This window comes from Mycobacterium sp. TH-M82, assembly GCF_057473605.1.
On sequence record NZ_JBYCKY010000633.1, the window covers coordinates 1 to 12,699 of the forward strand.

Genomic DNA, 12,699 nt, shown 5'->3' on the forward strand with positions numbered 1-12,699 from the left:
GCGTCACAGCCGATCAGCCTACGGCGATTGACGCGGCTAGTTTACTATTTTTACTATGTTAGAGGTGATATGAACGTTGGACTGAGCCGGGAGCAGCTGGCGCTGGCAGACAGCGTACGCGAGGTGCTGCGCGCTGAATGCCCACCCGACGTCGCGCGCCAGGCGATGACGGATCCGGGCCGCTGGCGTGCGCTGTGGAAGACGGCCGTCGGTTTGGGCTGGACCGAGTTGGCGGCGCCGCCGGCCGACGGCTCGTTCGGGGTTACCGAGCTGGCGGTGGTCGCCGAAGCGTGCGGCGCCGCTATCGCCCCGATTCCCCTGACGGCCAGCGTCGGAATGGCCGCCGGCCTGCTGCGCGGTGGCGGGCTGGAGCCCAGCCAGGTCAGGGCCGACATCGCCGGCGGCACCGTCGCCGCCCTCGCGGTTCATTGCACCGGGCAGCGACTGCCGGGCGTGCCGATGACGCTGCGGTCGGGACGGCTGCACGGACGTGCGGTCGCGGTCGGCTGGGCGGCGCGCGCGGAGCTGATCGTGACGCTGGCCGACTCCGCCGACGGGGTGGTCGCCGCGGTGGCCGGCGGCGACGGCGTCGTCGTCCATCCGGTCGAGTGCGTCGACCCCGCACAGCCGGTGGCCGACCTCGAGATCGACACCGTCCCGATCGCTGCCATGCCCGTCGACGTCGAAACTGCGCTGGCGACACCGTTGGTCATCGCCGCTGCCGACCTGGTCGGGGTGGCCGGCGCGGTGTTGGACCGGTCCGTGCAGCACGCGAAGACCCGGTGCCAGTTCGGCCAGCCCATCGGCGCGTTCCAAGGGGTTAAACACGCCCTGGCCGACAACTACGTGTCGCTCGAGCGAGCCCGCAGCCTCACCTATGCGGCGGCGGCCGGCCTCGACGCTGTGAACGCCAGCCCGGCCTCCGTGTGGACCGCGGCCGCGCTGGCCAAGGCCGCCGCCGGCGAGGCGGCGGTCGGCTGCGCCCGGACCGCGGTGCAGGTGCACGGTGCGATCGCGCAGACCTGGGAGCACGACATCCACCTGTACCTGCGCCATGCCTGGCAGGCGGCGGCCGCGCTGGGTGACAGCCGCGCGCTGTATGACGCCGTGGGCCGCCGTTTCATCGGGGGTGAGGGGTGACCTGCCCTGGCGCGGAAGTGGTGGCCGAGTTCACCGCCTGGCTGAATGGATTTCTACCCAGCGACTACTACGGCGAGCGCTATCGGCAGTATCGCTGGGATATCGGGCTGCGGCGTGACTATCAGCGCGCCGCGTTCGATGCCGGCTGGCTCCAGCCGACCTGGCCGGGCGAGCACGGCGGCCGGTCGCTGGACGTGCGAACGGCGATGGAGATCCGGCTTGCGGCCGCGTTGCGGTCCGCGCCCAAGCTACCCAACATCGCCGGGCCCAATGTCGTCGCGCCCGCGCTCCGCCGCTTCGGCACGCCGCAGCAGATGGACCGGCTGCTGGTTCCGGTGCTCCGCGGCGACGAGTGGTGGGCGCTGGGCATGTCCGAGCCGGAAGCCGGGTCGGACTTCGCGGGCTTACGCACCCGCGCCGAGACGGACGGAAAGGTGTTCCGGATCAACGGCCGAAAGATCTGGACCACCCAAGCCCACCAGTCGCGGTGGTGCACACTGTACGTCCGCACCGATCCTGCCGCAGCCAAGCACCGCGGCATCTCCTGTCTGATCCTGGACCTGCGCTCACCCGGGGTGACCGTCAAACCCATTCGCATGGCGTCGAAGTCCGACGAGACGTTCTGCGAGATATTTCTCGATGACGTCGAGGTGCCAGCCACCAACCTGCTCGGCCCACTCGACGGCGGCTGGCAGGTCGCGCTGTCGTCACTGCAGCACGAACGGCAGATGATCTGGATCATGAACTGGGTCGAAATCAAACGCGGCCTCGCCTCGGTGCGCCGAGCCTTAAAGCTGCGGGGCGGTGAACCCGACGGCGACATCGTCGCTGACCTCGGCTCGCTGCTTGCCGACGCCGAGGCGGTGCGGGCAACCGGATACCGGGCGCTGGACGACGAACTGGCCGATCGGCCCAGCCCCGAAGCTGACATTCTGAAACTCCTCGGATCGACGACGTTGCAGCGGGTCTGGGAGTTGAGTGCGGTGGCGGCCGGAACCGGTTCGATCACCGACCCGGATCTGCTATTCGAGCGTCAGGACGCCCTTGCCGCCACCATCTACGGTGGGACATCGGAGATTCAACGCAACATCGTCGCCGAGCGGGTGCTCGGGCTGCCGAAGGGATGACGGGGATGGACTACGACCTCGGCGCGGATGCCGCAGACTTGCGGAAACACTTGCGGGCGTTGATTTCCACGCACATCCCGGCGGGCTTTTTGGGCGCGTGCACCGACAATCCGCGCGATCTTGCGACCACCCAGTCGTTCTGCAAGCTGCTGGCCTCCGAAGGGCTGCTCGCGCTGGCGTGGCCCACAGAACACGGCGGCGGTGGCGGCTCGGTCTGGCAGCAGACGGTGCTGCGGGAGGAGATGTGGGCTCATCACGAGCCCCGCGGCGCACAGTACATGGGTATCAACTGGGTGGGCCCGGCGGTGATGCGGTACGGCACGCCGGAGCAGAAGGACCGGCATCTATCGGCCATCGCCGGCGGGGAAGTGATTTGGTGCCAGGGTTTTTCCGAACCAGAGGCCGGAACCGATCTGGCATCGCTGCGGACCCGGGCGGTGCCCGACGGCGACGGCTGGCGGATCACCGGTCAGAAGGTCTGGACATCGTACGCGCAGATGGCGTCCTGGTGCGTGCTGGCGGCCTGCACCGATCCCGACGCGCCGAAGTCACAGCGGCTCACCCTGTTCCTCATACCGATGGATCGTCCCGGCCTCACCGTCCGGCCGATCCAGTCGATGCTGGGTCCGCACCACCTCAACGAGATGTTCCTCGACGATGTGCCGGCGCAGCCCGACGACGTGCTCGGTGAGGTCGGCAGCGGCTGGCAGGTGATGCGCGAGGCGCTGGCCTTCGAGCGAGTCGGGATCGCCCGGTATGCACGCTGCGAATCGCTGCTGCACCGGATACGCACCGAGCTGGGCGACGGCTGGGACGGCCTGGCCGAGTCGCTGCGCACCCGGTGGGCCCGCGCCCTCGTCGACCTGCGAGTGGCGCGGTTGTTGGCCTACCGCGCGGTGGCGCTGCTGGATGACCCGGCGGCGGGACCCGCGGCCAGCGCGGCCCGCATCGCGGCCACCACCTGTGACCAACAGGTCGCCGAGTTGCTGTTCGACGTGCTGGGACCTAGGGCATTGGACAGCGGCTTCTCCGCGCCGCTGCACGGGGCGATCGAGGACCACTGGCGCTACGCGCAAGCCGCCACCGTGGCATCCGGCACCATCGAGGTCCAGCGGATGCTGGTAGCACGCGAGGTGCTGGGAGGAGCGCCTCGATGAAAACCGCACTGCCGCAAGATATCGCCGACTTCGCAGCCGTCGCCGCAGACCGGCTCGCCCAGCTGGGCGGACCGCCGGCGGCGCTGCGGGCAGAAACCGACGACGAAGTCCGGGTCGCGGCCCGCAGCGCGCTGGCCGAGCTCGGCGCATTCGACCTCGACGTTCGATCCTACTCCGACGAACTGCTGGCCGCGGCCGTGCTGTGCCGGGCCGCCGGCGCCACCGCGCTGCCCTACCCGCTGATCGAGGAGCTGCTGGCGATCGGCGGTGCGCGGCTGAGCCTGGTGAACCCGGAAGCGCCACGCATCGACCACGGTGACCTGCCCGGCGAGTGGATCGCCGTCGACCTCGACGCGCGGTGCTACCGTCCGCGACTGTCGTCGCGAACGGCCGCGATGCTCGGGCCGTTCCTGGTGCCGGCCACCCTCGGCGAGCCGGACGGCACCGTGCCCGGGGCCGACGTCGACACCCACCTGGTGCTGGGGTCGTGGCGGATCCTCGGCGCCGTGCAACGACTGCTGCAGATCACCTGCGAGCACGTGCGCACCCGGGTTCAGTTCGGAAAGCCGCTGGCGGACTTTCAGGCCGTGCGGTTCACGGTCGCGGACGCGTCGGTGTCGGTGCGCGGGCTGGACGAGCTTGCCAAGTACACCGTCTGGCGGCTGGGATCGACACCGGCGCAGCTGCGTTCGGCGGATGCCCTGGTGCTGCGACTCAAGGCCGTCGACACCGCCCGACAGGTGCTGCGAGCGGCGCACCAACTGCTTGGCGCGCTGGGGTTCTGCGACGAATCCGACGTCAGCGTGCTCGACCGGCACACCCAGCCGCTGATCCGGCTGCCGGCCAGCGGCGAGGAACTGGCCCTGCGGCTGGCGCTCGCCATCCGCGACGACCGGTTGGAGACGCTGTTCACGAGGACGGCATGACCTGCGCCGACGACGATGCAGTGGGGGTACGCCCCCGCGTTCGGGAGGTGCCCCCACTCGCTTGCGGGGGACGCAGCGATGCTGTGGGGGCACCTCCCGAACGGGGGAGAGTGGCGCCTATGACCCCAGATGCCGGAATCCCGTTCGGAGCCCGGCTGCAAGACCTCGCCGCACAGCGGGGCGCCGAGGTCGCCGTCATCACCCTGGCACCCGATGGCGGCACCGATGCGCTGACGTTCGCCGAACTCGACGCGCGCGCCAACCAATGGGGACGCGCGTTGACGGCGGCCGGCGCCGTGGCGGGTTCGCTGATCGCGCTGGCGATCCCCAACTCGATGCACCTGGTGGTGGCGACACTGGGCTGCTGGAAGATCGGCGCGGTCCCGATCCCGATGCGCTGGGACCTGCCCGACTGGGAGCGCTGCCGGGTGCTCGCGGTGATAGACCCCGTCGTCACCCTTGACGAGTCCACCCGCGCGGCGCTGTGTTCCTGCGCCGCAAGTCAATCCGGCGATCCACTACCCAACGGCTCGGAAGTGGTCTCCCCCACCGCCAACGGCATCTGCAGCAGCGGCTCGACCGGTCTGCCCAAGGTGATCCTCAACCTCACGCCGGCGATCTGGACGCCGCAGCACAGTATGCCGTTTCTGGCCCACTGGGCACCGGTAGCGCTGCCGCAGACGGTTTTGGTGCCCGGGCCGATGTATCACACCAACGGCTTCGCCACCCTGACCAGCCTGTTGGGGGGCGACCGGCTGGTGGTGCTGGAAAGGTTCGACGCGGCAATGGTTGTCGACGCGATCGAGGAATATCGGGTCACCAATTTCACCGCCACCCCGACCATGTTGGCGCGGATCGCGGCGCTACCGAAGATCCGGCAGCGCGACTTCTCCAGCGTGGTGTGGATTCTGCAGGGCGCGGCGGTGATGCCGCCGGAACTGCTGCGCACCTGGTTCGAGCTGCTGTCGCCCGAGCAGGTGGTGATGGCCTACGGCATGACCGAGAATCTCGGCCTGACCGCGCTGCGCGGCGACGAGTGGCTGACCCATCCGGGCAGCGTCGGCCGCGGGTTCCGGGACACCGAGATCCGGATCCTGGGCCCGCACGGGACACCGCTGGGGCCGGGCCAGCTGGGCGAGATCTACCTGCGCGCACCGATGCGGACCGGCTACCGCTACCTCGGTGCGGCGCCGCCGCTGCCGTGCACCCCGGACGGGTTCCAGTCCGCCGGCGACATCGGCCGCCTCGACGCCGACGGCTACCTTTACGTCGCCGACCGCCGTTGCGACATGATCATCACCGGCGGCGCCAACGTCTTCCCGGCGGAGGTGGAATGCGCCCTGGCCGACCACGAGTCGATCGCCGACGTCGTCGTCATCGGCCTGGTCGACGCGCAGTGGGGGCGGCGGGTGCACGCAGTGGTCCAACGCCGCGACCCGGCACTGACCGAGCAGCAGGTGATCGCCTACGCCAAGGGCCGACTCGCCCCGTACAAGGTGCCCAAGACCGTCGAGTTCGTCGACGCGATCCCGCGCACCGCCGCGACCAAGGTCAACCGCTCGGCGATGGTCGAGGCCCGCGGCGGGTGAGGTGACTAGGTACAACTTGGAACCACGACAATCGCCGACACCGTCCGCACCGCATTGCGTGAAGCCGCCCCCCTCCGCGCCCGCAGCCGCCAGATCGACTGGCTACGCGCCGGAGGGCTAGCAGCCCCCTACGTGAGACCGTGTGGCGATAGTCGCCCAGTACCTCATCGACACCAGCGCCGCTGCCCGCATGAACATCGGCGCCGTCGCAGACCGCCTCACCGAGATTATCGACTCAGGCCTGGTCGCCACCACCGCGGTGCTCGACGCAGAAGCACCCTTCAGTGCCCGCAACCCACGCAGACCACCGCATCACCGTCATCCACTACGACAGTGACTTCGAAACCGCCGCAACAGTGATTGATCTCCAACACGAATGGGTCGCCCCGGGCGGCACGCTCTAAAGCGTCGAAACTCAAGATCACAACTAACCTTGGATTTTCTGATACAAACTTGAACATTTGATACGCTCGCTCTGATATCGCATACGAGTGAGGAGGACGGCGTGCACGCAGCGCTTCGCCCTTACGCGACCGTCGGTGTGGCCCTGGCCGGCGCGGCCGTGATCGCCATCGCCCCGGTGGCGCCACCTGCTCCCGGAACCCAGATACGCGCTGTCCAGCTCACCGGGGTGACCGCGGACTCGCCGCTGGGCGACGGCACCGCCTTCGTCATCGGCGGCAGCGGCACGCCGGTGCCGTCCCAGGCCTATGTGGACGCGGCTGACTCGCTGTACCTGGCGCCGCGCGGATTCACCGGCAACGCCGAGTCGTTCTTCACTCCCGAAGGGCTGCAGCCGGTCACCGGCGTGAAAACGCTGCCGTTCGACACGTCGGAGGCTCAGGGGCAACAGATTCTGGACGAGTCGATCCTGGCACAGATCGCCGGCGGGCACGTCAACGCCGAAAACCCCGTTGTGGTTTGGGGCTGGTCGCAGAGCTCGGTGATCTCGTCGCTGTTGATGCCGGAGCTGAAAGCGCAGGGCGTGCCCACCGGCGATGTCCACTTCGTGCTGGTCGGCAATGAAAGTTCGCCCAACGGGGGCGTGTTGGAAAGCTTCGACTTGCTGGTCAACGGCCAGCACCCGACCGTCCCGAGCCTGGGTATCACGTTCAGCGGCGCCATGCCGTCAGATCTCTACCCGACCGACAACTACGTGATCGAATACGACGGCTTCGCCGACTTTCCGAAGTACTCGACCAATCTGATATCGGACCTCAACGCGATCTTCGGCATCGTCTTCGCGCACAGCCAGTATCAGAATCTAACGCCGGAGCAGCTGCTGCCGCAGGCCGACGGCGGCGAGGCGATTCAACTTCCGACGTCGTCGGCAGACACACTGGCCAATTACTACATGATCCCGAACGCGGAGCTGCCGCTGCTGCAGCCGCTGCAGTCGATCCCGGTGATCGGCAAGCCGCTGTACGACCTGCTTGAGCCCGACACGCGCATCCTGGCGAATCTGGGCTACGGCAGCATCACCGACGGCTGGAACCAGGGCGACGCCGACGTACCGACCACGATCGCCGCGGGCTTCCCGCACGGCATCAGCGAAGCGGAGCTGTCGACCGCGTTGAGCAACGGCCTGCAGCAGGGCATCAGCGAAGCGATCAAGCAACTGCAGAACCCGGACAACGACGTAACATCCAGCGGATCGGGCCTCGACGTCGACCCGACGACCACGATCCCGTCGTTCACTGACATCGTCAACGATTTCAGTGGTGATCTCTCGAAGCTTTACTCAACGCTGCTTCCAGATGCGGACACCGCGAACGCGTTGCTCATCACCTTGCCGACCATCTTGGACGGCTACATCTTCGAGCAGGCCGCAGACGGCAACCTGATGGGTGGAATCGGTGTGGCGGTCGCCGCCGCGACAGCGCTGATCCCGTACGCCCTTGCCTACGGTGTGGTGTCACCGCTCGGCGTTGAGCTGGGCATGGGCTTTTGACCGGCGGCCGAGGTTAAGCCTAGGTTAAACCGTTGCAACGGCTACTGCGTTAGCGTCAGCGGCGCCAGCCGTTGAGCGGCCTGCTGCGCTCCGGTGCGTAGGCGCTGGTCCCACACGGCGAAGACGGTGTCGTCGGCTCCGATGGCGAGCACCGCCGCGTCGCAGCCATCCCACAACGCCGCAGCGATGTCGCTGCCGTCCTCCTGCACCAGAAGCTTGACAAACGCGCTGCTGTCCAAGTAAACGATCGCCACGGTCAGAGACCGGCCCTCGAGGTGCCCCGCTGGCCGTGAGCCGGCCTACCCGTCGCGGTCGACTCACCACGCCCTGTCGAGTCAGCTGCTCCAGCAGCGGCGCGGTGCCTGCGTGCGCGCCGCCAGGTCCAACTTCCATGGCCGAGCGTTGCCCAACAAGTCGTGTTACATGTAACATTCTCCTATGGCTGAAACACGACAACGAGTCCGTGAACATCGCGAGCGGTTACGCGCGCGGGGGCTCCGGCCCGTCCAGATATGGGTGCCTGACGTGCGGGCACCGGAATTTGTCGCGGAAGCGCACCGCCAGTCGGCCGCCATCGCGGCCAGCGAACATGAGGCAGATGACCAAGCGTTCGTCGATGCGATCTCCGTGGACTGGGCCACGGTCGAGGGCGAGTCCACCGAGTGAGGCGGGGCGATATCCACATCGCTGCCCGAGGTGCCTACTCCGGTAAGCCAGGACCTGTTGTCATCGTTCAAGACAGTCGGTTCGATGCCACGGCCTCGATCACCGTCTGTCCACTGACAGCCGAACCGGTCGACGCGCCGCTGACTCGAATCCCGGTACAGCCAACCAAAGTTACCGGAATTGAGCAGCCGAGCCACGTCATGGTCGACAAGATCACGACGATCCCGCGAGCAAATGTCCGCGATCATCTCGGCTGCCTCGCCGACGCCGATCTCATCCGCCTCAACCGCGCACTGCTGGTATTTCTCGGTCTTGCCGAATAACCCCGATCCGATGTGCTGACACAGCTCGCCGGCCCGCAACCGCGATCACTTCAGCCAGCAAGGCGAGTCCAAGTGAACCGAACCGCTTGCGCGCATCCGCCCGACCCGCTCGGTAGAGTTGGCGCTGTTCGTCACGCAAGCGCCGTCGTCAGAGAGGTCCGATAGTCCGGTGGACAGACGCGGGGTCGCAGAGCATCCGCGACCGGACCACGTCATCGCACACATCAGCGACACGCACCTCGTGAGCGGCGATGCCGACCTCTACGGCGACGTCGACGCAGACGCCCGGTTATGCGAGCTGCTTGAGCGGCTCGCGGGCTCGCAAACACGTCTCGACGCCTTGATTTTCACCGGTGACCTCGCCGACACCGGCCAGCCCGACGCTTACCGCAGGCTGCACGAACTGGTCGAACCGCTGGCCGCCCGTCTCGGCGCCGACGTGATCTGGGTGATGGGTAACCACGACAATCGAGCGGCGCTGCGTGAACACCTGTTACGCGAGACGCCGACGATGGCCCCGATCGATCGCGTACACGATATCGCCGGCTTGCGAGTGATCGTCTTGGACACCTCGGTTCCGGGCCACCACCATGGCGAGATCACGCCGGAGCAGTTGCAGTGGCTCGCCGCGCAGCTGGCCGAACCCGCGCCATTTGGCACCATCCTCGCAATGCACCACCCGCCGATTCCCAGCGTGCAGGATCTCGCCGTACTTGTGGAGTTGCGCGACCAAGCCCCTCTTGCCAGCGTGTTACGCGGCACCGACGTGCGCTGCATCCTCGCCGGGCACCTGCACTACTCCACCACAGGCACCGTCGCGGGCATTCCCGTCTCGGTGGCCTCGGCCAGTTGCTACACCCAAGATCTGTTGACCGCGGGTACCCGAGGTCGCGATGCTGCACAGGCCTTCAACCTGGTGCACTGCTACCCGGAAACGGTGATGCACACCGTCATTCCACTAGCTGCCGGGCCCACTGTGGGACAGTTCGTGCCGCCGCAGGCCGTGCGGCGCGAGCTGGCCGACGCAGGGGTAACCGTCCTGCCCGCCAGCCGTATCCCGCGCATCGCACAACCGCTTACGCGTACCCAGCTGGCTCACTCGTCGGCGACCACGCCTTCCCACGGCGCAGGCACCGGGAAGTAACTTTCCAGGAAGTGGCGGACCACGCGTGCCCGCTCCTCAGCACGCACCTCGGGGAAGCTGCCGTCGTTGAGACAGAAGAAGTCGACCTTGCGCTTCTTCAGCAGCTTAGGCAGTTTCGCCAGCCCAGAACGCAGAGTGGTGTCGACGTAGAGCACCTTCGCCGACTCGTTCTGCACCGCGCGTCCGGTCATCAACGCGTAGTAGTGGTACAGCGAATTGGTCACCGAGATGTCCGTGCTTGCCCGGAATCGGCTCGCCCGGGTGCGCGCGAAGTCTTGCCGGAACTCCTGCTCAAGTTCCAATAGCACGCTCTTGCTGAGCGGAGCAGCCGTGTGCTCGAGGTGGCGGGTGATAACCTTGCCGTACTTCGCCCACAAAAGCTGCCGGTTAACGCGTGCCGCGTTCTCGAAGCCGCTGCGTTCAGAGTTGTTGGCCCCCAAGCCGATCCGTGTGCTCGCTTCGATGAACTTGGTCACCCCTCCCGACGAGAAAAACATGGTCGGCGAGAGGGGCCGTCCGAAGAACATGTCGTCGTTGGAGTACAGGAAATGCTCTGCGAGGCCAGGGATGTGGTGTAGCTGAGTCTCGACCGCGTGGCTGTTGTACACCGGTAGTGCGGACAGATCGTTGAAGTGATCTGCGGCGCGCACAATGGTGATTTTCGGGTGGGGAGCGAGCCACTCGGGTACCGGCGAGTCGGTCGCGATGAAGATCCGCCGCACCCATGGCGCGAAGGCGTGCACCGAGCGCAGAGCGTACTTCAGCTCGTCGATCTGGCGTATCCGGGCATCGGCGTCATCTCCTTCGCCAACAATGTGATCCGCCATCACCGCTGCGCGGCGCGCACGGAAGCCTGGGTCGTCGCCGTCGACCCAAGAGAACACCATGTCGATGTCAAACGTGACGTCGCCGGCGTGCGGAGCGAACATACCCGCGATCGTCGGCCATGTGTGGCCGTGCAATTCGACCGTAGTGTAGACAATATCGCTGCACGGCAATATCTTACGAGTCAACGAGTTCTCGATCGGGCAGATGAACCGCTCTCCGTCGAACACCCAGAACTGCAACTCCACCCCGGCGGATGCGCCATACCGCATGCCGGAACGCGGACACTCACGCCGACGAAAAACCCGCAGCAGCCGCGGGTCCGGATCTGCCGACAGCAGTCCGTCACCGAGGTAAACCGAGCGGCGCCCATTACCGTCGAGGGTCTTGGCGCGCAGCGGCGCTTCCAGGCACGCGGCCATCAGGACCTCGCCGACTCGGGCACGCAGGCTGATATCCACGACTAGAGCCGGTCGACCGTCTGCGCCACGGATGAGCAGGAAGGGGATCCCCGCCGTCTCCAGCTCTGCGCGGACGAACAGCAGGTCCGCCACCATTGCCTCGTACGGAGTCAGGCGCAGCCCATGGGCTGAGCCGACAACTGCAACATCGATGGTCATGGAAACACCTGCCTTCCGCACCCGGTATTCGGTCAAAACGCACCAAAGAGGGATTCCGCGGAGCGGCCGAGCAACGACGGTGCCCTCACACGTTGAGCTTTGGCACTGGACGACGTATCCCCGCCGAAGCGGTGAAGCCACTTGGGATCACCCCTTAAGCCGGGGAGATCTGTCCTGATCTTGGGCGTCTCTCGACGTCGTCAGATCAGTGGCCTGTGTCCGTTCAGGAGCCTCGCCTAACGAGGTGCTTCCGCACGGTAGCATCGATTCACACTTCCGGCAATGCCGCAACCCCAAGTGACAGACATGGCCAAGGTCACATTGTTCGGTCGTTTTGGCGTCGGCCGCTGGCGAAACGGTCTGGTGGAAGCGGCTATTCAGTCGTGCCAGTGCTCACCGTGTGCCTTAGCCGCTGTGGACACCTTCATCACCAGACGGTGCTCGCGGTAGCGGACGGGGACGAAGTGGTAATGCTCGTAAAACAACTGGGCTTCGTCGTCTATCGCATCAACGACGATGAGCCGTCCTCGGCCGATCTCCGACGCGGCGACGGCTTTCCCAAGTGCATCCAGGAGCAGTTGCTCGCCGAACCCCTGGCCATGCAGCGCTGCGTCGATTGCCAGACGCGCGATCAAATATCCGGGTATGCGCAAATAGCCCCCAGCCATCGACCCCGGCACGCCGTCGTCGTTTCGCACGACTTCGTGGGACAGATGGCGAAATAGGCGCAGACCTTCGGTTCCCCGCGCGGAGTCCACGCCGGTTGTCTGCGATCCGCCATTCTGATCCGCGCCATCCCGCACAGCGCGGTAACCTCATTCTCACGGCGTTATCTGCAGCGCACCGACGGGAGGCGGGATGTCCACGGCCGACACCGACGACGACACGGCCGAACCGACGACCCGCGCCGCGCGCTTTATCAGAACGGCGATCGTCATACTGGAGGAAACCGGGCGCACCGACTTCACCGTGCAAGAGGTCGTCGGCCGCTCCAAGACCTCGCTGCGGGCTTTCTACCAGCATTTTTCCAGCAAGGACGATCTGCTGTTGGCGCTGGTCGAAAAGACCATGGCCCAGTCGGCGCAGGCCTGGCGAACCGAGACCGCCACGCTGGACAGCAGCTCGGCGCTGAAACTGGTGATCGACCGCGTCAGCGCCCAGCCGGAGTCGAGCACCCAGGACAGCCTGAACCGGGCGCTGAGCCTGTACAACCAGCACCTGGCCGAGACCC

Annotated in this window: 13 protein-coding genes, 1 pseudogene and 1 riboswitch; of the genes and pseudogenes, 11 read left to right on the forward strand and 3 right to left on the reverse strand. The window is 66.7% G+C overall.

What is annotated here, in order from left to right; genetic code table 11:
- Positions 1 to 69 precede the first annotated feature (69 nt).
- The 7 genes from AC2VON_RS18585 (at position 70) to AC2VON_RS18615 (ending at position 7,890) form a co-directional block, all read left to right on the forward strand.
- A complete protein-coding gene (locus tag AC2VON_RS18585) occupies positions 70 to 1,140 on the forward strand; it encodes an acyl-CoA dehydrogenase family protein (protein WP_486954279.1) in 1,071 nt (356 codons plus the stop codon).
- 17 nt (positions 1,141 to 1,157) lie between these two features.
- On the forward strand, positions 1,158 to 2,267 hold the full coding sequence (locus AC2VON_RS18590; protein ID WP_486954291.1) for an acyl-CoA dehydrogenase family protein: 1,110 nt from the start codon (positions 1,158 to 1,160) through the stop codon (positions 2,265 to 2,267).
- Positions 2,264 to 3,424 (forward strand): acyl-CoA dehydrogenase family protein, encoded by a 1,161-nt coding sequence (locus AC2VON_RS18595; protein ID WP_486954280.1) that lies wholly within the window; start codon positions 2,264 to 2,266, stop codon positions 3,422 to 3,424. Before AC2VON_RS18590 ends, AC2VON_RS18595 begins: the two co-directional genes overlap by 4 nt.
- Complete coding sequence (locus tag AC2VON_RS18600; RefSeq protein ID WP_486954281.1) at positions 3,421 to 4,350, forward strand: acyl-CoA dehydrogenase family protein; 930 nt, start codon at positions 3,421 to 3,423, stop codon at positions 4,348 to 4,350. Before AC2VON_RS18595 ends, AC2VON_RS18600 begins: the two co-directional genes overlap by 4 nt.
- Positions 4,351 to 4,469: 119 nt before the next feature.
- Positions 4,470 to 5,939 (forward strand): class I adenylate-forming enzyme family protein, encoded by a 1,470-nt coding sequence (locus AC2VON_RS18605; RefSeq protein WP_486954282.1) that lies wholly within the window; start codon positions 4,470 to 4,472, stop codon positions 5,937 to 5,939.
- 142 nt (positions 5,940 to 6,081) lie between these two features.
- On the forward strand, positions 6,082 to 6,276 hold the full coding sequence (locus AC2VON_RS18610; RefSeq protein ID WP_486954283.1) for a PIN domain-containing protein: 195 nt from the start codon (positions 6,082 to 6,084) through the stop codon (positions 6,274 to 6,276).
- A 168-nt stretch (positions 6,277 to 6,444) separates the two neighbouring features.
- On the forward strand, positions 6,445 to 7,890 hold the full coding sequence (locus AC2VON_RS18615) for a PE-PPE domain-containing protein (RefSeq protein WP_486954284.1): 1,446 nt from the start codon (positions 6,445 to 6,447) through the stop codon (positions 7,888 to 7,890).
- A 149-nt stretch (positions 7,891 to 8,039) separates the two neighbouring features.
- Here AC2VON_RS18615 and AC2VON_RS18620 read toward each other — a convergent pair.
- Positions 8,040 to 8,144, reverse strand: a pseudogene (locus AC2VON_RS18620) (type II toxin-antitoxin system VapC family toxin); the annotation flags it as partial.
- Positions 8,145 to 8,328: 184 nt separating this feature from the next.
- On the opposite strand from AC2VON_RS18620, the gene AC2VON_RS18625 reads away from it, so the two are divergent.
- The 3 genes from AC2VON_RS18625 to AC2VON_RS18635 all read left to right on the forward strand — a co-directional run bounded on the left by AC2VON_RS18625 (position 8,329) and on the right by AC2VON_RS18635 (position 10,023).
- Positions 8,329 to 8,556 carry an antitoxin MazE family protein gene (locus AC2VON_RS18625; RefSeq protein ID WP_486954285.1) on the forward strand — a complete coding sequence of 76 codons (228 nt, stop codon included), beginning with the start codon at positions 8,329 to 8,331 and terminating at the stop codon, positions 8,554 to 8,556.
- Complete coding sequence (locus AC2VON_RS18630; protein ID WP_486954286.1) at positions 8,553 to 8,879, forward strand: type II toxin-antitoxin system PemK/MazF family toxin; 327 nt, start codon at positions 8,553 to 8,555, stop codon at positions 8,877 to 8,879. The genes AC2VON_RS18625 and AC2VON_RS18630 overlap by 4 nt, the downstream gene beginning before the upstream one ends.
- A 169-nt stretch (positions 8,880 to 9,048) precedes the next feature.
- Complete coding sequence (locus AC2VON_RS18635) at positions 9,049 to 10,023, forward strand: phosphodiesterase (protein WP_486954287.1); 975 nt, start codon at positions 9,049 to 9,051, stop codon at positions 10,021 to 10,023.
- Here AC2VON_RS18635 and AC2VON_RS18640 read toward each other — a convergent pair.
- Both AC2VON_RS18640 and AC2VON_RS18645 read right to left on the reverse strand, forming a co-directional pair.
- Positions 9,975 to 11,468, reverse strand: coding sequence for a stealth family protein (locus tag AC2VON_RS18640; RefSeq protein WP_486954288.1), 1,494 nt, complete (start codon positions 11,466 to 11,468; stop codon positions 9,975 to 9,977). The genes AC2VON_RS18635 and AC2VON_RS18640 overlap by 49 nt on opposite strands.
- 77 nt (positions 11,469 to 11,545) lie before the next feature.
- Positions 11,546 to 11,719: riboswitch (M-box (ykoK) riboswitch) on the reverse strand.
- Between the two features lie 126 nt (positions 11,720 to 11,845).
- Positions 11,846 to 12,226 (reverse strand): GNAT family N-acetyltransferase, encoded by a 381-nt coding sequence (locus tag AC2VON_RS18645; RefSeq protein WP_486954289.1) that lies wholly within the window; start codon positions 12,224 to 12,226, stop codon positions 11,846 to 11,848.
- Positions 12,227 to 12,326: 100 nt separating this feature from the next.
- Between AC2VON_RS18645 and AC2VON_RS18650 the strand changes: the two genes are divergently transcribed.
- Positions 12,327 to 12,699: TetR/AcrR family transcriptional regulator (locus tag AC2VON_RS18650; protein ID WP_486954290.1), on the forward strand; the 373-nt coding region annotated here is incomplete at its 3' end.